The organism is Streptococcus sanguinis, assembly GCF_050225395.1.
Classification (GTDB): domain Bacteria; phylum Bacillota; class Bacilli; order Lactobacillales; family Streptococcaceae; genus Streptococcus.
Genome location: NZ_CP071431.1, coordinates 1,588,176 through 1,607,316 on the forward strand (window position 1 = coordinate 1,588,176; position 19,141 = coordinate 1,607,316).

20 protein-coding genes, 1 tRNA gene, 1 other RNA gene and 2 pseudogenes are annotated in these 19,141 nt (G+C 44.5%); 4 read left to right on the top strand and 20 right to left on the bottom strand.

What is annotated here, in order from left to right; all coding sequences use genetic code 11:
- Nucleotides 1–34 precede the first annotated feature (34 nt).
- A pseudogene (locus tag J1C81_RS07685) lies at nucleotides 35–859 on the bottom strand (sialoglycan-binding domain-containing protein); the annotation flags it as partial.
- Here J1C81_RS07685 and J1C81_RS07690 point away from each other — a divergent pair.
- Nucleotides 822–1,067: a hypothetical protein gene (locus tag J1C81_RS07690; RefSeq protein ID WP_002915544.1), complete on the top strand. Its 246-nt coding sequence runs from the start codon at nucleotides 822–824 to the stop codon at nucleotides 1,065–1,067. The pseudogene J1C81_RS07685 and the gene J1C81_RS07690 overlap by 38 nt on opposite strands.
- A 41-nt stretch (nucleotides 1,068–1,108) precedes the next feature.
- Here J1C81_RS07690 and J1C81_RS07695 read toward each other — a convergent pair.
- The 7 genes and pseudogenes from J1C81_RS07695 to dnaG form a co-directional block, all read right to left on the bottom strand.
- Nucleotides 1,109–1,348, bottom strand: a pseudogene (locus tag J1C81_RS07695) (accessory Sec-dependent serine-rich glycoprotein adhesin); the annotation flags it as partial.
- 208 nt (nucleotides 1,349–1,556) lie between these two features.
- A tRNA-Ser gene (locus J1C81_RS07700) sits at nucleotides 1,557–1,644 on the bottom strand.
- A 38-nt stretch (nucleotides 1,645–1,682) separates the two neighbouring features.
- Nucleotides 1,683–2,534: a DUF695 domain-containing protein gene (locus J1C81_RS07705; protein WP_002915546.1), complete on the bottom strand. Its 852-nt coding sequence runs from the start codon at nucleotides 2,532–2,534 to the stop codon at nucleotides 1,683–1,685.
- Between the two features lie 166 nt (nucleotides 2,535–2,700).
- Nucleotides 2,701–3,049: a transfer-messenger RNA gene (ssrA, locus tag J1C81_RS07710) on the bottom strand.
- A gap of 81 nt (nucleotides 3,050–3,130) precedes the next feature.
- Nucleotides 3,131–3,469: a metal-sulfur cluster assembly factor gene (locus J1C81_RS07715; RefSeq protein WP_002895943.1), complete on the bottom strand. Its 339-nt coding sequence runs from the start codon at nucleotides 3,467–3,469 to the stop codon at nucleotides 3,131–3,133.
- Nucleotides 3,470–3,598: 129 nt separating this feature from the next.
- The gene (gene rpoD / locus J1C81_RS07720) at nucleotides 3,599–4,711 is read right to left on the bottom strand and encodes an RNA polymerase sigma factor RpoD (RefSeq protein WP_002897871.1); all 1,113 of its coding nucleotides are present in this window, start codon (nucleotides 4,709–4,711) and stop codon (nucleotides 3,599–3,601) included.
- Between the two features lie 2 nt (nucleotides 4,712–4,713).
- A complete protein-coding gene (gene dnaG / locus J1C81_RS07725; RefSeq protein WP_328284754.1) occupies nucleotides 4,714–6,498 on the bottom strand; it encodes a DNA primase in 1,785 nt (594 codons plus the stop codon).
- A 154-nt stretch (nucleotides 6,499–6,652) separates the two neighbouring features.
- Here dnaG and mscL point away from each other — a divergent pair, with 154 nt between their 5' ends.
- Nucleotides 6,653–7,036 carry a large conductance mechanosensitive channel protein MscL gene (gene mscL, locus J1C81_RS07730; protein ID WP_002910137.1) on the top strand — a complete coding sequence of 128 codons (384 nt, stop codon included), beginning with the start codon at nucleotides 6,653–6,655 and terminating at the stop codon, nucleotides 7,034–7,036.
- 121 nt (nucleotides 7,037–7,157) lie between these two features.
- On the opposite strand, the gene rpsU is transcribed toward mscL, so the two are convergent.
- The 6 genes from rpsU to J1C81_RS07760 form a co-directional block, all read right to left on the bottom strand.
- The gene (gene rpsU / locus J1C81_RS07735) at nucleotides 7,158–7,334 is read right to left on the bottom strand and encodes a 30S ribosomal protein S21 (RefSeq protein WP_000048054.1); all 177 of its coding nucleotides are present in this window, start codon (nucleotides 7,332–7,334) and stop codon (nucleotides 7,158–7,160) included.
- 147 nt (nucleotides 7,335–7,481) lie between these two features.
- Nucleotides 7,482–8,165, bottom strand: a complete 684-nt coding sequence (locus J1C81_RS07740; RefSeq protein ID WP_002915550.1) for a DUF4956 domain-containing protein — start codon at nucleotides 8,163–8,165, stop codon at nucleotides 7,482–7,484.
- A gap of 11 nt (nucleotides 8,166–8,176) precedes the next feature.
- Complete coding sequence (locus tag J1C81_RS07745; RefSeq protein WP_002915552.1) at nucleotides 8,177–8,908, bottom strand: polyphosphate polymerase domain-containing protein; 732 nt, start codon at nucleotides 8,906–8,908, stop codon at nucleotides 8,177–8,179.
- Nucleotides 8,909–9,284: 376 nt separating this feature from the next.
- Nucleotides 9,285–10,742, bottom strand: a complete 1,458-nt coding sequence (locus J1C81_RS07750; RefSeq protein WP_002915555.1) for a M56 family metallopeptidase — start codon at nucleotides 10,740–10,742, stop codon at nucleotides 9,285–9,287.
- A 15-nt stretch (nucleotides 10,743–10,757) separates the two neighbouring features.
- Nucleotides 10,758–11,135, bottom strand: coding sequence for a BlaI/MecI/CopY family transcriptional regulator (locus J1C81_RS07755; RefSeq protein WP_002895954.1), 378 nt, complete (start codon nucleotides 11,133–11,135; stop codon nucleotides 10,758–10,760).
- A 113-nt stretch (nucleotides 11,136–11,248) separates the two neighbouring features.
- On the bottom strand, nucleotides 11,249–11,605 hold the full coding sequence (locus J1C81_RS07760) for a DUF1304 domain-containing protein (protein WP_002915556.1): 357 nt from the start codon (nucleotides 11,603–11,605) through the stop codon (nucleotides 11,249–11,251).
- A 189-nt stretch (nucleotides 11,606–11,794) separates the two neighbouring features.
- Here J1C81_RS07760 and J1C81_RS07765 point away from each other — a divergent pair, with 189 nt between their 5' ends.
- The gene (locus tag J1C81_RS07765) at nucleotides 11,795–13,111 is read left to right on the top strand and encodes an FAD-containing oxidoreductase (RefSeq protein WP_002915557.1); all 1,317 of its coding nucleotides are present in this window, start codon (nucleotides 11,795–11,797) and stop codon (nucleotides 13,109–13,111) included.
- Nucleotides 13,112–13,222: 111 nt separating this feature from the next.
- Entirely contained in the window at nucleotides 13,223–14,191 is a 969-nt protein-coding gene (locus J1C81_RS07770) for an NAD(P)/FAD-dependent oxidoreductase (RefSeq protein ID WP_002915558.1), read from the top strand.
- 32 nt (nucleotides 14,192–14,223) lie between these two features.
- Here the strand turns inward: J1C81_RS07770 and whiA are convergent, their stop codons facing one another.
- The 6 genes from whiA to obgE form a co-directional block, all read right to left on the bottom strand.
- Nucleotides 14,224–15,135 (bottom strand): DNA-binding protein WhiA, encoded by a 912-nt coding sequence (whiA, locus tag J1C81_RS07775; RefSeq protein WP_002915559.1) that lies wholly within the window; start codon nucleotides 15,133–15,135, stop codon nucleotides 14,224–14,226.
- Nucleotides 15,132–16,109 (bottom strand): YvcK family protein, encoded by a 978-nt coding sequence (locus J1C81_RS07780; RefSeq protein ID WP_002895961.1) that lies wholly within the window; start codon nucleotides 16,107–16,109, stop codon nucleotides 15,132–15,134. Before J1C81_RS07780 ends, whiA begins: the two co-directional genes overlap by 4 nt.
- Nucleotides 16,106–16,996 carry an RNase adapter RapZ gene (gene rapZ / locus J1C81_RS07785; RefSeq protein WP_002915560.1) on the bottom strand — a complete coding sequence of 297 codons (891 nt, stop codon included), beginning with the start codon at nucleotides 16,994–16,996 and terminating at the stop codon, nucleotides 16,106–16,108. Before rapZ ends, J1C81_RS07780 begins: the two co-directional genes overlap by 4 nt.
- Nucleotides 16,997–17,051: 55 nt before the next feature.
- A complete protein-coding gene (locus tag J1C81_RS07790; protein ID WP_002895964.1) occupies nucleotides 17,052–17,432 on the bottom strand; it encodes a RidA family protein in 381 nt (126 codons plus the stop codon).
- 213 nt (nucleotides 17,433–17,645) lie between these two features.
- Nucleotides 17,646–17,807 carry a hypothetical protein gene (locus J1C81_RS07795; RefSeq protein WP_002895966.1) on the bottom strand — a complete coding sequence of 54 codons (162 nt, stop codon included), beginning with the start codon at nucleotides 17,805–17,807 and terminating at the stop codon, nucleotides 17,646–17,648.
- 11 nt (nucleotides 17,808–17,818) lie between these two features.
- Complete coding sequence (gene obgE, locus J1C81_RS07800) at nucleotides 17,819–19,129, bottom strand: GTPase ObgE (RefSeq protein WP_002895968.1); 1,311 nt, start codon at nucleotides 19,127–19,129, stop codon at nucleotides 17,819–17,821.
- Between the last annotated feature and the right edge of the window lie 12 nt (nucleotides 19,130–19,141).

The window sequence follows — 19,141 nt, forward strand, 5'->3', positions numbered from 1 at the left end:
TAGCTTTCCTATTATCTCTGAACGTTATAGTAGTCGTACCATTATTAGAAACAGAAATGGCAGTATCTAAATTTTTACCCGCCACATCTATCGGTCTTAAGTTTGGATTACTCTGCTTAATTGCTTCTCTGACCTGATTTTTTTCAGTTTCAGATAGTTGGCTTGGATTATTGACTAACACTGTATTCTCAGGAAGATTTGGTCTGTATCGAATAACAATCATAAACTGACCATTAAGAATTCTGTCCTTGTTTTTAACAGCAGCTGAAAACTCCTCGTTAGAAACGTTTTGGTTTCCTGCTGCATCAGTAACCATAACATAACGAGTATAGTCACCAATTACTGTATCTACTGGCACATTACCGTGAACTTGAATCTTTAGCTGATTACCTTCTTGAGTGACAGTTTTTTGAATCCATTCAGTTCCCTTACCAGAATCAGTACCATTATACCAACGAACATACGTCTTATCGATATCGAAAGCATTCGAATTATCTGTCGCTGTCGCAACAAACTCAAAACTTTCGCCACGATAGACAGTTATTTCCCTTGGGAAATCAACAACAGGTCTCTCTGTATCAACAGCATTTGCTACATCACGACGCGTTCTTCTACGCCCAGTCTGACTAGAGGATTCTGTCGACTGCTGGCTGCTTTCGGATCTAGCACTCTCTGATGTAGAGGTAGTAGACGTTTGACTGGCTGAGACTGACTCTGATGCACTAACGGAGGCACTAGTGCTTGCACTCACTGAATCAGATGTACTTGAAGACACTGAAAGAGACTCAGATACACTTAAGGAATCTGAGACTGATTGAGATGTGCTGGCACTGATAGAAGCAGAGCTAGACTGTGACATTGACTCTGAAGCCGAGATGCTGGCAGAGATAGATGCACTGACAGAAGCACTGGCACTGGCTGAGGATGTATCTGATACAGACTCTGACTCAGTATGCGAGCTTGCCGTTACGGTTGCTGCCTCAGCAGCACTGCTTTCTTCTCCTAAAACTGTTTCACCACGTGTCGCTAAAACGTCTGTCGTGTCAATGACCTTTTCCAGAGCCTGACCTTCTTCTGCATGGACAGTTGTGCTTGTCACAACAGCTCCGCCCAGCACGGCCCCCGTGGCGACAATGCCCCTCAAAAAGTCTATGCCGCTCTTCTTATCGGTAACTTGTTCTTCCGTTACCTTGAGCTCGATCGATGAAAGGCCTCCCCCTCTCATTGATCTAAAAAGGCCGAACTGTGATGTCGCAGCACGCAGCCAATGCTTACCCGATTTAATCAGCTTAAAACGAGTCACACGCTCTACTTCGTGGTACTTACCTTTTTGACGTTTAAAAAACATAATTCTCCCTTTAATTTATATCCTTTTTAAAAATCCATTAATCCCATTTTACCACACTATTATATAAAATGAACAATAATTTACTTATTTTTTTTGCTGAAATTGTTTTCAAGCATTTCCAAAAATATTCATATTCAAAAAGAATCACCATTCTCCCATAACCTTTTGCAATAAAAAAACGCCAAACAGCGTTTCTTGCATCTTATGACGGAAGACATGGGATTCGAACCCACGCACGCTTTTACACGCCTACTGCGTTTCCAACACAGCCTCTTAAGCCTCTTGAGTAATCTTCCACAAAAGAGAAAGCCCAGCTTTCTCAAAACTTTAATCATTATACCACATTACAGCCCCAACCGCCATAGTTTCCGTTAAATTTTTTCACAAATTCGACCAAAGTCCAAACATTCTGGTTCAAATCAAAAATTTCCGTCGTATCCATACGAATCACATGCAGCTGATATGGTTTGTCCGCGTCTTCTATCTTTTCAGCGGATATTAGGCTGTAGCCTAACTCTTCGACTTCCTTTAGGAAACCATCTCTGTCTTCCTCAGACGCAAAATATGCCCAATGGTCAATCTCGCGCTCATGACTATGGTCATCGCCGTCCTGCTCCAGCTGGTACCAGACCCGCTGGTTGAGAATAGTCTGATACTCGTATTCATTAGGATAGAGAAAGTCAAAATACTGATCCCACTCCTCATCTGCCAAGGTCGCTGAGTCATAGCGGCGGTCTGGAAAGTCGCGCATCACGTTTGCAATCGGCTCCAGATGGCTTTTCTTGTCTTGCAGATAGTAGTAAAACTCAATATTTCCATCTGTCGTAATCACACCGACATGAATGCCGCCGACCTGGCCCAAAGTCTCAGAAAGCCGGTCCTCAATCACATTCAGCTCTTTAAACTCATCACTTGATGGAAAACCTGTCTCTCCATCGTACTGGAGGAGCGTTACCTTGAGCCTCATAGCATAGGCATAGAGAGGATAGGGTGCCTCATCAGCCAAGGCAAGATTCAGACGGATACTAGCCAACTTGTCATCAATATAGGTTGAGAAAGATCCCCACTCACTCGGAAAAGGATCTTCAGAAGGCACATCAAGCACTGCTTCTTCAACCTTTTCTACTTTCTCTTCCTCTTGCTCTCGCTCTCGCTGCTTACCAAACAGATTCTTAAAAAAACTCATATCAAACTTCCCTTAATACTTATGAAATCAACCCAATAGAAATACAAATATTTCCTTTGTCATCACTAACATCATTGTATTACTTTTTCAGATAGAAATCAAGATTTCCTGGACATTGTAAAAGCAAAAAACGCTGATTTCTCAACGCTTTAGAAAGATTTTAAAATAATGGAGCCGGTGGGAGTCGAACCCACGTCCAAACACCTGCTAACACATTTGTCTACAACCATAGGCTATGTATTGGTTTAACTTCACTTTGACACATAGCTCAAGCCCAAGTCAAGCGAGTCTATCAATCTCTTGCAAAATCCCTAGACCAGATTTTGCCGTAGCTTGCTCATAATAAGACCTGTCATCAGACACAAGCAATCCGAATCGGGTCACGCTGGCTGGTTTTTAGGCAGCTACAGCGTAAGAATTGTTATTTTTTGCAGTTATATTTAACTGGCGTTTTACATCCGCTAGATGAGTCGCAAAATGTGCCTCATAATGCCTGTCGAATCCGTAACGACCCCAAGACAATAGGAACATTATAACAGAATCTGCTAAAAAAAGCAAAAGCCTGCACGCAGCAGGCCAGCACTTACTATCAGTTCTTAGCGAATCCCCAAAGCAATCCGAGCATAACGGCTCATCTTTTCCACCGTCCAAGCTGGGTACCAAACCAACTTAACATCAGTCTTGGTAACCTCTGGAACATCTGACATGGCATCATAGATCTGGTCAGTCAGAAGATCCGCCAGAGGGCACCCCATGGTTGTCAGGGTCATATCGATTTCCGTTTCTCCATTGGTCTCGTCAAAACGGATTTCATAGATTAGACCTAGATTGACAATATCAATTCCCAATTCTGGGTCAATGACTTGCTCCAAGCTCTCTAAAATACGCGTTTTAATCTTTTCAACTTCTTCAGGGCTGTATTTTTTTTCTGACATGCAATATCCTCCTTATAGATAGAGCAAAAATTTCAAGTTAGCTTGAGGGGGCTTTTGTTTTTCAGCTAGAATTGCCGACTTAACGCTTCCTAATGAAAAATTTCTGCCCCTTCTTGCGCTCTTCAGTTCTTAATCTTCAATAAAGTCTCTGAGTGGTTTGCTGCGGCTTGGATGGCGGAGTTTACGCAGGGCCTTGGCTTCAATCTGGCGAATCCGCTCGCGGGTGACATTGAAGACCTTGCCGACATCTTCCAGTGTCCGCATTTTTCCATCGTCCAGACCAAAGCGCAGACGCAAGACGTTTTCCTCGCGGTCTGTCAGCGTATCCAAGACCTCATCCAGCTGCTCACGAAGAACGACACGAGTTGTATAGTCAACTGGATTTTCAATCACTTCGTCTTCGATAAAGTCCCCAAGATGGCTGTCATCTTCCTCACCGATAGGTGTTTCCAAAGAAACTGGCTCTTGAGCAATCTTGAGAATCTCACGAACTTTATCCGGTGTCATATCCATGCGCTCAGCGATTTGCTCAGGCGTAGGATCTTGACCCAATTCCTGCAAGAGATTGCGTTGCTCACGGACCAGCTTGTTAATGGTTTCCACCATGTGGACCGGAATCCGAATAGTCCGAGCTTGGTCAGCAATCGCACGGGTAATGGCCTGACGAATCCACCAAGTCGCATAAGTTGAAAACTTAAATCCTTTGGTGTAGTCAAACTTATCAACAGCCTTCATCAGCCCCATGTTTCCTTCTTGAATCAAGTCAAGGAACTGCATACCACGGCCGACATAGCGCTTGGCAATGGAAACAACCAGACGAAGATTGGCCTCAGCCAGACGCTGCTTGGCTTCCAAGTCTCCCTGCTCTACCAAGATAGCCAGCTCCTGCTCTTCTTCATTGCTGAGAAGGGGCACAACCCCGATTTCTTTCAGATACATGCGGACTGGGTCATTGACCTTGGCTGAATTGCTGCCCAAGAGCTCTTCATCCGTCAGCTCTGCTTCTTCCTCTTCGTTATTTAAGACGCGCGCGCTGGGATTTCCTTCTTTATCTGTAATTGAGATACCAGCATCCTGGATACGCTGCAGCAAATCCTCAATCCCATCAGCGTCCAAAGTGAAAGGAATAACCAGTTGGTCATTGATTTCATCATCTGTCGCAACCCCTGTCTGCTTGTGGTTGCGGATGAATTCTGCAATTTGAACGTCTAATGTTGTTACTTCTTTTTGTTTTGTAGCCATTCCTACTCCATTCTTCTTTTTTGCTCAATCAAGCGCTCCAGCTCGGACAGGGCTGTATCCGTATCTCCGCTGTGAGAGGCTTCTCGAATCTTCTTACTAATAAATTGATTATGCTTGCGCAAAATCTCCCGCTCTCTGGTTTCTTCCACTTCTTTCAATTCATCTTCTAAAACCTCATCGGGCAAGTCTTCTTCTAAAACGCGGTACCAAGCCTGCTGGACATGATCCGGCAGCTGGGACAAATCCTGCGGTGTCACCTCGCCATTTGCCAGCAAAATCTCATATAAGGCCTGCAATTCTTCCGAGTCAAAGGCAAAGTCTTCTCTCAGCCGGTATTGGTTCAAAATCAAAGGATGATGCATCATGCGGTGGAAAATATGATTTTCCGCCTTCATGAGACGACTCAGCCGATTTGAGGGCGAAAACTGCATGACGACTGGTTGAGACTGCTGAATCGGCGCCTCCTGACTGCGACTAGAGCGCTCAGCCAGTCGGCTGTTATTTACCGTCTGCTCCACCTGCTGATAGTCAAAGTCCGGAAGCAGCTCCGCCAGCATGTAGATGTAGGAGTTCTGCGCTGTGATGGACTTGGTCTTCGCAATAATCGGCGCCATCTTCTCTACAAACTCAATCTGAGCCTGTAGATTTTCAATATTATCTGGTTTCAGATGATGCAGCAGAAACTCCACATTACTTATTCGCGTTTTACTCAGCAAATGCTGCAAATCTTCCTCAGAATTTTTAGCTAGAAATTCATCGGGGTCCAAATTATCTGGAATCCGAACAATTTCCACCGTCATATCTTTCAGCTCATCCAAAGCCTTTGCAGTCGCTGCCTGCCCTGCCCTATCTCCATCGTAAGACAGGATAATCTTCTTGCAATACTTGCTCAGGTGCTGGACATGCTCAGGTGTCAGAGCTGTTCCCATAGAAGCTACAGCATTTTCAATCCCGGCCCGATAAGCCGCAATCACATCCATGAAGCCTTCCATCAGATAGACCTCATGGTTCTTCTTGATAACCGGCTTGGCCTTATCCAGATGATAGAGCTCGTAGCTTTTATTGAAAATAGCGGTGCTGCGACTGTTTTTATACTTGGCCTGATGACCATCTGAAGCCGCCTCTTGCCAAATCCGACCGGAAAAGGCCACAACCTGCCCACTATCATTGGTCAAGGGAAACATAATCCGGTTTTGAAAGGCATCATAGACCAAATTATTCTCCGCCAGATTGAAGAGGCCCGAGTTCATGATGGTATTCTCATCAAACTTGCCAACCATACTCTTATGAAGATAATTCCCCTCATTAGGAGCCAGCCCGATTTGAAAATGCTTAAGAACATCATCTGTCAGCCCCCGCTGGTAGAGATAAGCCCGAGCTTCCTCTCCCATCTTGGTCGTCATCAAGACCGCATGATAAAACTTGGCTGCCTCGGTATGGATATCGTAGAGCGCCTGATGCGGATGGCTTTGTCTCGGTCGGTCATTGCCCGCTGTCTCCACAGCCAAAGGAATCCCTGCCCGTTCTGCTACAATCTGCACAGCATCCATAAAGGAAACGCCTCGATAATCCTCAATGAATTTGAAGACATCGCCCGACTTGCCGCAGCCAAAACAGTGATAAAACTGCTTATCCTCTACAACGTTAAAAGAGGGCGTCTTTTCGCCATGAAAGGGACAGAGTCCCAGAAAATTCCGCCCAGCCTTAGTCAAGGCCACTGTTTCTCCTATGACATCGACGATATTGACGCTGTTTTTAATTTCAGAAATGATTTCTTTATCAATCAAGAGACAACACCTCCAATTTATCATAGAATATCATTCTATATTTTATACTAAAATGAAGCAAATGTAAAATATTTGACAAGCAAATATCTTGTAGTTGTCATATAAATAAGCTATAATATAATATCATTAATAAATTCTTGAAAGGAAAGAAAGAATGTTAAAGGATCTTAAAGAATTCTTGTTGCGCGGGAACGTGATTGATTTGGCAGTCGGTGTGATCATCGCCAACGCCTTTGGAGCAATCGTCACTTCTTTGATTACTGACGTAATCACTCCTCTCTTCCTCAATCCAATTTTGAAAGCTGCAAACTTGGAGCAAATTTCTCAATTGAAATGGAACGGGATTGCTTATGGTAACTTCTTGAGCGCCGTGATTAACTTCTTGGTAATCGGTACTGTTCTCTTCTTCATCGTTAAGTCTGCTGAAAAAGCACAGAGCCTTGCTAAGAAGAAGGAGGAAGCTGCCGAAGAAGCTGCTGGACCAACTGAATTGGAAGTCCTGCAAGAAATCAAAGCTTTGTTGGCTGAGAAAAAATAAAGAGAATTCACTGATGAAAATCAGTGATTTTTTCTTGCCCTACTGCTTGTACTGGAAACACATGCGATTTTCTCCAAAGAGCCAAAACAAAAAACAGACCGAAGTCTGCTTTTTTGTTCAATTAGAATTTTTTACGTTTACGAGCTGCTTCTGATTTGCGTTTGCGTTTTACAGAAGGTTTTTCATAGAATTCACGTTTGCGTGTTTCTTGAAGAGTACCAGCTTTAGTAACCGCACGTTTGAAACGACGAAGTGCATCATCAAGTGATTCATTCTTGCGTACTACTGTTTTTGACATTTTTTTCACTCCCTTCAAGTCCAAAATCTATATAATCATACCACATATAGAAAAGAGTGTCAAGTATTTTCTGTAAGTATGATGTATCCCCTTTTTATTATACAAATAAGAAAACCAACTGCTAAGCTGCAGCTGGTCTTCCTTTGCTTAGAGAGTTTTACGCTTCTTAGCGGCTTTGGAAAGGGAAATGTCCTGAACCTTATCGTAGAACAGGAACTGCTGAATGAGCTCTCTGTCGCTCATGTCAGAATTCAAGTCAACGACATAGTCTAGCTTGATAGACTTCTTTTCAGCCGACTTGAGAGAGGTCAGTTCAGCTGATTTACAAGCCGTTTCAAAGATAGCATCAAAGAGTACTTCGTAGTCAAAGTCAGCTGGAACTTGAACCTGAACATAACGTCTGGTCTGACTGACTGAAGTAAAGCTCATCTTTTCAAAGAGCATCCAGATGCCTGAAATAGCTAGTGTAAAGACAATTCCCAATGCTACAAATCCCATCCCTGTTGTAATCCCAATAGCCGTCGCCATAAAGATGGCTAGGAGCTCCTTGGAGCCACCAGCGGCCGACCGGAAACGAATCAAGCTGAAAGTCCCTGCTACGGCGACACTGGTCCCCAGATTGCCATTAACCAAGAAGATAATAATGGAAATAATGGCCGGTAAAAGTGAGAGGGTAATGACAAACTCCTTAGTATAGATTGTCTGGCGCTTATAGACCTTGGCCAAGATAATTCCCAAAACCACACTGGTAGCTAGTGAAAAAATCAGTGCCAAAGGATTAATCTTGACCTCCGTGGAGGAGTAGATACTGTTAAATAACTGATTGAGCATAGACTACCTCCTTAGGCCTTGACTGTTTGAGTCAGCCTTTCTTTAGTTTTCAGGTAGGCTTTGCCGTATTTTGAGAAGGACTGGTCTTCTAGTCCATATTTATTGAGAATATCAGCCAGCCACTGAGGATATTGACCAGGAACCTTGATTTCCATAATCACCTTGTCATCTTCCAGCAAGGGAAGTCCATAGCGACCTGAAGCCAAATCTACATCATAATCTCGGTAACGAATGTTGGAATCAACGGTCACACGTACCTTTTTATCTTCCAAGCCTCTCATAGAGTAACGGTCATAACTAATCACCATTTTTGGCTTCAAGTCTAGATAGCGCTCCTGTAACTGTTCTACTTCTGCCTTGACCCGGTCATCAGAAATAGTATGGTCTGCCACACCATTCACAATATAGTTGGTCACAGAGAGAGGATTAGAAACCAAACGGTATTTGAAGCCTACTTCATCGCGTTTCTTCTTGATTTCCAAGAAAACTTGACTATCATCATTCGGCTGCTCAGCATAAGTGCGCATCCGCATCTTTTCGCGACCGCCTTTTCTGGCAATGGAATCCTGAATCATCTGGAACTCATCATTATCAAAATACACATTGGAAATGGTTGATGTCGCATAATCATCTGCGGTGAGGTAAGGTCTCATATCAGCTTCAAGACGAGCTAACATTGCCCGGTCAAGAATATACTTCGTTTCGATCCGTTGGAAGTTTGTTTGGATTTGCTTTTGTTTCATTTGAATCCTCCTTTGATTCTACAAATGTAGTTTTTGCTTTTAAAAGAAATAGAGCTTCCGCTCTGCACCTACAAGCGTCTGGATAAGCTTTGCTTTCTTCTCCTTTCCAAGCAGTATTTTTTAAAAACATTCTACAAATGTAGTTTATAACTATATTCTACAATTGTCGTTTTTAAATGTCAAGAAAAAAGATAAATAATCTTTCAGTTTTTTTAGCATTAGGAAACGAAGTGCAAACTGTAAGTAAAATCGTCCTAAAATAAAGATAAACTGATGACTAACTGCTCTTGGAGGATTGCCAAATCCCCCTTTGAGAAGATAATAAAATTCTACCAGTCTAAGCTTTTAAGAAACTTAAACTGGCAGAATCCTTTTTTTAATCGTCATCATGGTCATCATCATCATCTGGATCATCAGTGTCTGTCGTATGAGAGGAACTGTTCTGAGCAGGTGTCTGGACTGTCGCTGTACTAGCTCCGGTAGAGCCCGCTGCTCCCGTATTCCCTGCGCCTGCAGTAGAGCTGTTGTCAGCTGGAGTTGATGCAGCAGACGAGGATGGACTGACTTCTTTTTCAACCGTTACTGTCTTTTCGACAATGGTATGCTGCTTGGATTTGACCAGTTTTCCATCCTTAGCATTGACAATGGTTTCATGGGCCGTTTGCCCGTGAGAGAAGAGAATCTTATAAGTGTCTTTCTCACGCGAAATTTGTAAATCTTTAATATCTTTTTCAGAAAGAGACAGCTCTTTTAAGACGGATGCTAGTGCCTGACGCTGACTGAGTCCCTGGGGCTGTTTTTGACCCGCTACAGGTTGGCTTTGTTGAGCAGCTGGGCTTTCTAGAGCAAAGACCGAGCTAGTCAAGAGCAAAAGGAGAGGGACTGCTACTACAAAGGCAGCAGACAGAAACCTCTTAGGCAGGCGGTTATCCATAATGCCGATAATCCGCCGCTTGAGATTAAACTTGTCAGAGTAAAAGCAGGTCGTCAGAGCAATTGGGGTCTTCTTACTACGGTCTATCATGGTCAAAATCGTTTCACCGTAAAAAGTCCGATACTCTGTATCTCTACAGCTCAGAACATCGTAGTCACAGTACATTTCTCCTGCTTCCTGGGTTTCACGGCAGGCAAAGCGGACAACCGGATTAAACCAGTGCAGACTCTTGGCAAAAATCCCTAAGAGATTGATTAAAACATCTCGGTGTTTGTAGTGGGTCAGCTCATGCTTGAAAATAAGCTGTAGCTCTTCTTCTGTGTAGTCCAACTCTGGCAGCACGATTAAAATATCTCTGAAACCTAGCAACATAGGACTTTGGGACATAGGATAGTGGAGCAGACGAATCTGGCCCTTAACTCCCATCTCCTGCTGAACAGCCTGTAGCTGAGCCATCGCTTCTTCGTCCTGAAACTCCGTGCCCCAGCGCTTTAGCATCTTTCTGAAGCGAATATAGGAATAAGCATATCTTCCTATACTAAAGACAAAGCCAATCAGCCAGATGGCAAAGAGAATTTCAAACCAAGGTAGGCCTAGAAAAGCCTCCCACAGATTTGTCTGGGCAGCTTTTTCAACTGCTGGAGAAGCGCCCTGAGCTCCACCTGTCTGGGTGGCAGTCACTGCTGTCTGAACTACCGATCCTGTATTCAGCCGAATCAGGCCTGAGCCAAATTGGGGACGGAACGGGAACAGAAAACTCAGCAATATCAGAAACCAAACAAAATACTTCACTCTGACCGAAATCTTAGTCTTAAAGGCCGTAAAAAGCAGACTAAGCAAAAGCACCAAAATGGATGTCGACAAACTGGTCAGCAGAAAAGAAAGAAGGAACTGTTTCATGCTTATCCCTCCATCCTACTTTCCTTGGTTGAGCAGACTGCGCAGCTCATCCAATTCATTTTCCGAAAAGGAGTTAGAAGAAAAAAGTGTTTTGACAAAACCGCCCATAGAACGGCCGCTGTGACGCTTCAAGAAATCCGAAGCCTCAACTTCCAGATACTCATCTTCTGAGATCAAGGCTGTATACTGCCTTTCACGCCCCTTGCGGACACTTTCTAAAAAGCCCTTTTCAGTCAAGCGAGCCAAAACTGTCAGCAAAGTCTGGGGCTTCCAGTGATTGTCTGGTCCCAGCTTCTCCATGATACGGGCAGAGGTCGTCGGGGTAGGCAGCTGCCAAATTACTTTCAAAATAGTAAATTCCCCATCTGGCAAACGTTTAATAGATCTTTTCATCGTTCCCACGCGCTTTCTAAATAATGCTATTTCTATCTTTATTCTACACTTGTCTAACAAAAAAGTCAATCATTATATAAAAAAAGAGCGGGAAATCACTTCCTCACTCTATTTTAGAAAAATAAACTAAGTAGGGTCAGCATAGCCAGCCCTCCCTGCTTGAACAAGATTTTAGGGTCACTGGTCACTGCACCGTATGCTGCCACCAAGATGATATAAACCATAAAAATTCCCAGCCAAACCGGACTAGGCTGTACAAAGGCCGCAATCAGCACTAAAACAGCTATCAATCCGTTGTAAACTCCTTGGTTTTTGAAAAGTGTATTGACCGACTGCTGCTCCAACTCCTCTTGTGACATACCGAAAACCCGAGCTGTTGCTGCAGAAGTCGTCGCAATGGTCTCCAAGTACAGGATGTAGAAAAATTCCAAGGCAACCAAACTTGCCAAAATCATTGTAATAATAGGCATTTTACTCTCCTAAAATAAATAACGAAAATCAGTATAACACAAACTGACTGGAACTGCGAAAATCTTGCTCAAAAAATGGACAGTTTGTATAAAAAGTGTGACTAAAAATACTGAAGAAAAAAAGCGTAGCAGAAATAAGCATTTTAGGACTAGATGTGATACAATCTTTTTGAAAAATGGAGGTAGTTTATGTTAACCTATGATTTAATTGTCATCGGCTTTGGTAAGGCCGGTAAAACATTGGCAGCCAAAATGGCGGCCCAAGGAAAAAAAGTTGCTTTGATTGAGCGAAGCAAGGCTATGTACGGGGGAACCTGTATCAATATCGCCTGCATCCCAACCAAGACCCTGCTTGTCGCAGCTGAAAAGGGCCTGGCTTTCGACCAAGTCATGGCTGAAAAGAATGCTGTAACCAGTCGTCTCAACGGGAAGAACTACGCAGCAATCAGTGGCGCTGGTGTCGACATCATTGATGCGGAAGCTCATTTCCTTTCCAATAAAGTCATCGAAATCACAGTTGGCGATGAGAAAGAGGAACTGACTGCTGAGACTATTGTCATCAATACTGGCGCTGTTTCCAATGTCCTGCCAATTCCAGGACTGACTGAGACCGAACATGTCTATGACTCAACTGGCATCCAAAATCTGAAGGAACTTCCTAAACGCTTAGGAGTTCTGGGCGGCGGTAACATCGGCCTAGAATTTGCCGGACTCTACAATAAAATGGGCAGTCAGGTGACTGTACTGGATGCTGCTCCTGTCTTTCTCCCTCGAGTAGAGCCTTCTATCGCTGCTCTAGCTAAGCAATACATGGAAGAAGACGGAATCCAACTCTTACAAAATGTACGCACTACACAGGTCAAAAATGATGGTGATGAAGTTGTCGTTGTGACAGAGGATGGAGAATTCCACTTTGATGCCCTGCTCTATGCTACTGGCCGCAAGCCTAATGTTGAGCCACTGCAGTTGGAAAATACAGATATCGAGCTGACAGAGCGCGGAGCTATCAAGGTCAACAAACACTTGGAAACATCTGTACCTGGTGTATTTGCAGCGGGCGATGTCAATGGCGGTCTGCAGTTCACATATATTTCACTGGATGACTTCCGTATCCTTTATAGCTATCTGGCTGGCGACGGCAGCTACACACTGGAAGACCGTAAAAATGTCCCTACCAGCATGTTCATCACACCACCATTGGCTCAAATCGGATTGACTGAAAAGGAAGCCAAAGAGCAAGGATTGCCGATTGCAGTGAAGGAGATTCCAGTAGCAGCAATGCCTCGCGGACATGTCAATGCTGACTTACGTGGTGCCTTCAAGGCTGTTGTCAATACTGAAACCAAGGAAATCGTCGGAGCGACTATCTTCTCAGCAGGAGCTCAGGAAATTATCAACATCCTGACTGTGGCCATGGATAATAAGATTCCTTACACCTACTTGAGCAAGCAAATCTTCACTCACCCAACCTTGGCTGAAAACCTCAATGATTTATTTGCAATCTAATTTTAAGCCCCAGCAGGGGCTTTTAAGATGTCTTCAAAACATTTGCTTACATTTCAACCCCTTTTTGTGGTACAATAATGCTAGTTTATTTTAAAAAGATTGAGGAAGATTATGTCTGAACTGTATGATATTACGATTGTCGGCGGCGGTCCAGTTGGCCTATTCGCAGCTTTTTACGCTCATTTGCGCCAAGCCAAGGTTAAAATCATTGATTCCCTGCCTCAGCTTGGTGGTCAGCCGGCCATTCTCTATCCAGAGAAGAAGATTCTGGATGTACCGGGCTTTACCAATCTAAGTGGCGAAGAACTGACTCAGCGTCTGATTGAGCAGCTGGAAACTTTCCAGACTGAGATTTGCCTCAATGAAACGGTTCTGGATATCGTTAAATCTGATGATGGCTTCACCATCACAACTTCTCAAGCCCAGCATCAGACTAAAACCATCATCATCGCCATGGGAGGTGGTGCTTTCAAACCGAGAGCTTTGGAGCTAGACGATGCTGAAAGCTACAATAACCTCCACTATCATGTGTCAAACATCAGCCAGTACGCAGGCAAAAAGGTGATTGTTCTGGGCGGTGGCGACTCGGCTGTTGACTGGGCGCTAGCTTTTGAAAAGATTGCAGACACCAGTCTGGTTCATCGTCGGGACAACTTCCGAGCTTTGGAGCATAGTGTGGAAGAACTCAAGGCTTCTAGTGTTGAGATTAAGACACCATTTGTTCCCAGTCGATTGGTCGGAGAAAATGGCAAGATTACCCACTTGGAAATCAGCCAAGTCAAGGGAGAGGAAAGTCAGCTTCTGCATCTGGATCATCTCTTTGTCAACTACGGTTTTAAATCCTCTGTCGGCAATCTCAAAGATTGGGGCTTGGAGCTCAATCGTCACAAGATTTTGGTCAACAGCAAGCAAGAAACTTCCGTGCCAGGTATCTATGCCGCCGGAGATTGCTGCAGCTACGAGGGTAAGATTGATTTGATTGCGACTGGGCTAGGCGAGGCACCTACTGCTGTCAACAATGCCATTAACCATATCTATCCTGAGCAAAAAGTCCAACCCAAACATTCTACAAGCCTATAAAAAACAGCTGCCGAGCTCAAGCTCAGCAGCTTTTATAATTCATCTGCGATTTTATTGATTTTTCTCAAGCGATGATTGACACCGCTCTTAGTTAGTGGCCGGCTCAGACTATCAGCTAGCTGCTGGATGGAGTAGTCCGGATGTTGGATACGAAGCTGGGCTACCTCCTGCAGGTCTACAGGTAAACTCTCAATGCCAATATTATCACTGATTTTGGCTATATTGTTGATAGTTTTCATACTGGCTGTGACCGTACGGGCGATGTTCGCTGTCTCCGCATTATTTGCGCGGTTGAGGTCATTGCGCGCTTCCCGCATGAGCTTAAGAGACTCAAACTCAGCCATGGCTTCCATAGCACCGATGACAATGAGAAAATCCATGATATCCTCAGCCCGCTGCAGATAAGTGACAGCCCCCTTCTTACGCTCAATGGTCTTGGCATCCAGCAGAAAGCGGCGCATCAAGGCAGCCAAATCCTCAGCATGATCCTGATAAACGGACAGGATTTCCAGCTGGTACTTACCTGAGTCTGGCTCCCGCATGCTACCATTTGAGAGAAAGGCTCCCCGTAGGTAGGCTCGGCTAGCTTCGTCATCAGACAAAATGGCCTGGTCAATCCCGGCCTCGATACCAAAAAAGGAGTCAGCCAAGTGCAGGTCCGAAAGGATTTCTTCTACTTTCTGATCCAGAAATACTGTGTATACACGGTTCTTGCGCAGATTGGTCTTCTGATGGTGGCGGATTTCTGACTTGACCTGATAAAGGTCCGACAGCAACTCATAGAGATGGCGAGCAATCTTGGCATTTTCTGTTGTGACAGATAGAGTCAAACCACTGCTGGCCAAGCCCAGACTGCCAGACATCTTGATCATGGCTGACAGCTCATTTTTATCTCTGTTGGCCAGGCTCAGCAGTTCTTCTTTTACTTTTACTGTAAAGCTCATTTGCGTACCTGTATAATCTGCATCAATTCATCAACAACCAGCTCGCCATCATGGAAAGCTCCGCCATTTTCCAAACGCAGGAAATTCGAAGAAATGACTCGCGGAACCTGCTCTTGCAACCCTTGAAAATCATGCTCTACCTGTACCAGATATTCGTCAAACTGGTTGCTGTCCATGTACTCATGAGGAACAGGTTCGATATTAACCAAGACTGTATCTACAAACTTCCTGCCTAAATGACGGTGCAGGACTTGGACGTGGTCGCTGTCCGAAAAATGCTCTGTTTCGCCGCGTTGGGTCATGATATTGCAGACATAGGCCACTTCTGCCTTGGTGTCTAGAAGAGCTTGGCCAATTTCCTCGATAACAAGATTAGGCAAGATAGAGGTAAATAGTGAACCAGGCCCCAGAACCACCATATCGCTCTCCAATATGCTCTCGACCACCTTTTTACTGGCAGCAGGCTTCTTGTCATCATAGGTATTGGTCACATAGACCCGCTCAATCATTCCACTCTTGCTGGTCAGATTGCTTTCACCGACAACTTCCGTCCCATCTGCAAACACAGCATGCAGAGTTAGGGGGGTGTCGCTAGAAGGGTAAATTTTTCCTGTCGTATGGAAAAACTTGGTTAGAAGCTGCATGGCATTATAAGTTGAGCCCTGCATTTCGGAAATACCGGCAATAATCAGATTGCCCAAGGGATGCCCCGCTAGAACGCCGTCTCCTTCCGCAAAGCGATACTGGAAGACCTTCTCATAAAACTTTGGCATGTCAGACATAGCTACCAAGACATTTCGCAAGTCACCTGGCGGAGTTAGCTGTTGGATGTTTTTTCGCAGCTCACCAGAACTGCCTCCATCATCTGCTACTGTGACAATGGCTGTAATCTCTACATCCTTTTTACGCAGGCTGTCTAAAATAACTGAAATTCCTGTTCCACCGCCAATGACTGTAATTCGTGGCTTTCTCATGAGCGGTTCACCGTTTCTTTCCGACGGTTTTTGTCGCGGTGGCTGGCATTGACCGGCCAATTTTTAGCCAAATCATCTGCTAAGCGCTGAGCAAAGGCTACACTGCGGTGCTGACCACCCGTACAGCCCACAGCGATAGTCAGGATAGACTTTCCTTCCTTCTGATATCCCGGCAAAATAGGCTCAATCAAGCCTAGCAAGTTCTTGTAAAATTCTTCTGACTCGGCATGGTTCATGACATAATCAAAGACATCCTTGTCCAAGCCAGTTTGATTGCGCAGTTCAGGTTTATAGTAGGGATTGGGCAGAAAGCGCACATCAAAGACCAAGTCTGCATCCAAAGGCAGACCGTATTTGAAACCAAAACTCATGACCTCAATGCGGAAACTATGCATGTCAGCCTGATTTGAAAATTGTTCAGAGATGGTCTTTCTGAGTTCCCTTGGCGTCAAATCTGTTGTGTCCACGACATTTTGGCTTAGATTCTTCAGAGGTGCTAAGAGTTCGCGCTCCAATTTAATCCCATCTAAAATCCGTCCATCAGCTGCCAACGGATGGCTGCGACGTGTTTCCTTGTAACGAGCCACTAACTCCTTATCAGCTGCATCTAGGAAAAGAATCTTGAAATCTATATTCTCATTTTGCTCTAATTCATCCAAAACGTTCTGAATTTGCAAAAAGAAGGAACGGCTCCGCATATCGACAACCAGAGCTAATTTATCATTGTCAGTAGTCCCTTCGACTAGCTGCAAGAACTTCGGCACCAGAGTTGGCGGCATATTATCAATGGTAAAATAACCTAAGTCTTCAAAGGACTGGATGGCTACGGTTTTCCCCGCCCCACTCATTCCAGTCACAATGACAAGCTTAATTTTCTTCTCAGACATAATAATCCTTTCATCAGATAGAATCCGTCAAAGAGTGGTTTTCCCCTGCTCTTTTTTAGAGAATCTCGGCAATAACCTCAATCTCAATTTTCACATCCTTAGGCAGGCGAGCCACTTCGACTGCTGAACGAGCTGGAAATGCTTCAGTAAAGGCTGTTTTGTAAACTTCATTAAAGGCCACAAAATCATTGATATCACTCAAGAAGCAAGTAGCCTTGACCACATGGTCAAAATCTGTTCCAGCGGCTTCCAAAATGGCTGAAACATTTTTCAGTACCTGCTGGGTTTGCTCTTCAATAGTTGTCCCAATGATTTCTCCAGTTTCAGGAGACAGGGGAATCTGCCCGCTCGCAAACAAAAGATTGCCCACAATTTTTCCTTGAACATAAGGTCCAATCGCTGCTGGTGCTTTATCTGTATGAATCGTTTTTGCCATAATTATCACTTCTCCTACTTATTTTTTTCATTATACCATAAAATAGCAAGCAATGGCCACGACAGATTGATAAGCCTTGACTTTTTCCATTTTTTCATTGATGAGGTCCTTAGAAGCTAAAAGGAAATCGACTTACCTATCAGAACCCATTTTTTAAGATTTAAAAACACTGAGAAATTTTTCCCAGCGTTTATAGTTTCAAAATCAGAAGTTTTATTCCTCTTCTGCTTTCGCTAATGCTTCTCTTTCCAGACGCAGCTTGCGTTTGGGGTTGAGTTTATTAAAGAGCTCTTCTAGCTTTTCTGCATTCCAGACATCAGCTGCAGAGACAAAATTTCCATTTTCATCGCGGAAGGATATTGGTTTATCACCCATTGCAAGCCTCCTCAGTCAACGAATTCAAACTCAAACTTGCCGATGCGAACCAGATCCCCATCCTTGGCTCCGCGAGCGCGAAGGGCTTCATCAACTCCCATACCACGAAGCTGACGGGCAAATTTCATGACTGCCTCATCACGGTCAAAGTTGGTCATATTAAAGAGCTTCTCAAGCTTGTCACCTGACAGCACCCAAGTCGCATCATCATCACGAGAAATTTCAAAGGCTGGCGCTTCTTCGTCAAAGCCGTAGTAAGCTTCTTCTTCCATTTCAGACTCATCATAAAGCAAGAACTCTGGTGTCTTATCCAGTAACTCTGCAGTCGCATCTAAGAGGGTCGCAAGGCCCTGCTTGGTCAGACTGGAAATCGGGAAGATTTGCGGTAGTTCCGCAAACTCATCATAATTAGCCGATAATTTCTCTTTGAATATCTTGAGATTTTCAGCACTATCTGGCATATCCATCTTGTTAGCAACAATAATCTGCGGGCGCTCCATAAGACGAAGATTATAGGATTCCAACTCTTTATTGATAGCTAGATAGTCCTCATAAGGATCACGCCCCTCACTAGCTGACATATCGATGACATGCAGGATGACCCGTGTCCGCTCAATATGACGGAGAAACTGAGTTCCCAGTCCGACCCCTTGGCTGGCTCCCTCAATCAAACCTGGTAGATCTGCTACTGCAAAGGACTCTCCAGAGTGAGTACGAACCATTCCTAGATTGGGCACGATTGTCGTAAAATGATAGGCACCAATCTTAGGCTTGGCTGCTGTAATAACACTAAGCAAAGTGGATTTCCCGACAGATGGGAATCCGACCAGACCAACGTCTGCTAGGACCTTGAGCTCCAGCAGAAGCTCTCGCTCTTGACCTGGTTCTCCGTTCTCAGAAATCTCCGGAGCAGGATTTTTAGGCGTTGCAAAGCGGATATTTCCGCGACCGCCTCGGCCACCACGCGCTACGATAAATTCTTGGCCATTTTCTACCAAGTCCGTCAGCACCTTGCCAGTCTCCGCATCACGAACCGTCGTCCCCTGCGGCACTCGAACAATCAAGTCCTCAGCCCCTCGGCCATGCATGCCCTTGGTCATTCCCTTTTCACCAGACTGAGCCTTAAAGTGCCGATTGTAGCGAAAGTCCATCAGGGTACGAAGCCCCTCGTCTACGACAAAAACAACATTGCCGCCACGACCGCCATCACCGCCCCAAGGACCGCCGTTAGGAACATATTTTTCACGGCGAAAAGCCACCATGCCATCGCCACCATTGCCAGCCTTGACTTGAATCTTGGCTGTATCTAAAAACATACTCATTTTTTCTATTCT

Excerpts from the sequence above, each read along its gene's own strand:
- J1C81_RS07705 (WP_002915546.1), bottom strand. The coding sequence starts at position 2,534 with ATGAGTTTTTTTAAGAATCTGTTTGGTAAGCAGCGAGAGCGAGAGCAA.
- J1C81_RS07715 (WP_002895943.1), bottom strand. The coding sequence starts at position 3,469 with ATGTCAGAAAAAAAATACAGCCCTGAAGAAGTTGAAAAGATTAAAACG.
- rpoD (WP_002897871.1), bottom strand. The coding sequence starts at position 4,711 with ATGGCTACAAAACAAAAAGAAGTAACAACATTAGACGTTCAAATTGCA.
- mscL (WP_002910137.1), top strand. The coding sequence starts at position 6,653 with ATGTTAAAGGATCTTAAAGAATTCTTGTTGCGCGGGAACGTGATTGAT.
- rpsU (WP_000048054.1), bottom strand. The coding sequence starts at position 7,334 with ATGTCAAAAACAGTAGTACGCAAGAATGAATCACTTGATGATGCACTT.
- J1C81_RS07740 (WP_002915550.1), bottom strand. The coding sequence starts at position 8,165 with ATGCTCAATCAGTTATTTAACAGTATCTACTCCTCCACGGAGGTCAAG.
- J1C81_RS07745 (WP_002915552.1), bottom strand. The coding sequence starts at position 8,908 with ATGAAACAAAAGCAAATCCAAACAAACTTCCAACGGATCGAAACGAAG.
- J1C81_RS07750 (WP_002915555.1), bottom strand. The coding sequence starts at position 10,742 with ATGAAACAGTTCCTTCTTTCTTTTCTGCTGACCAGTTTGTCGACATCC.
- J1C81_RS07755 (WP_002895954.1), bottom strand. The coding sequence starts at position 11,135 with ATGAAAAGATCTATTAAACGTTTGCCAGATGGGGAATTTACTATTTTG.
- J1C81_RS07760 (WP_002915556.1), bottom strand. The coding sequence starts at position 11,605 with ATGCCTATTATTACAATGATTTTGGCAAGTTTGGTTGCCTTGGAATTT.
- J1C81_RS07765 (WP_002915557.1), top strand. The coding sequence starts at position 11,795 with ATGTTAACCTATGATTTAATTGTCATCGGCTTTGGTAAGGCCGGTAAA.
- J1C81_RS07770 (WP_002915558.1), top strand. The coding sequence starts at position 13,223 with ATGTCTGAACTGTATGATATTACGATTGTCGGCGGCGGTCCAGTTGGC.
- whiA (WP_002915559.1), bottom strand. The coding sequence starts at position 15,135 with ATGAGCTTTACAGTAAAAGTAAAAGAAGAACTGCTGAGCCTGGCCAAC.
- J1C81_RS07780 (WP_002895961.1), bottom strand. The coding sequence starts at position 16,109 with ATGAGAAAGCCACGAATTACAGTCATTGGCGGTGGAACAGGAATTTCA.
- rapZ (WP_002915560.1), bottom strand. The coding sequence starts at position 16,996 with ATGTCTGAGAAGAAAATTAAGCTTGTCATTGTGACTGGAATGAGTGGG.
- J1C81_RS07790 (WP_002895964.1), bottom strand. The coding sequence starts at position 17,432 with ATGGCAAAAACGATTCATACAGATAAAGCACCAGCAGCGATTGGACCT.
- J1C81_RS07795 (WP_002895966.1), bottom strand. The coding sequence starts at position 17,807 with ATGGGTGATAAACCAATATCCTTCCGCGATGAAAATGGAAATTTTGTC.
- obgE (WP_002895968.1), bottom strand. The coding sequence starts at position 19,129 with ATGAGTATGTTTTTAGATACAGCCAAGATTCAAGTCAAGGCTGGCAAT.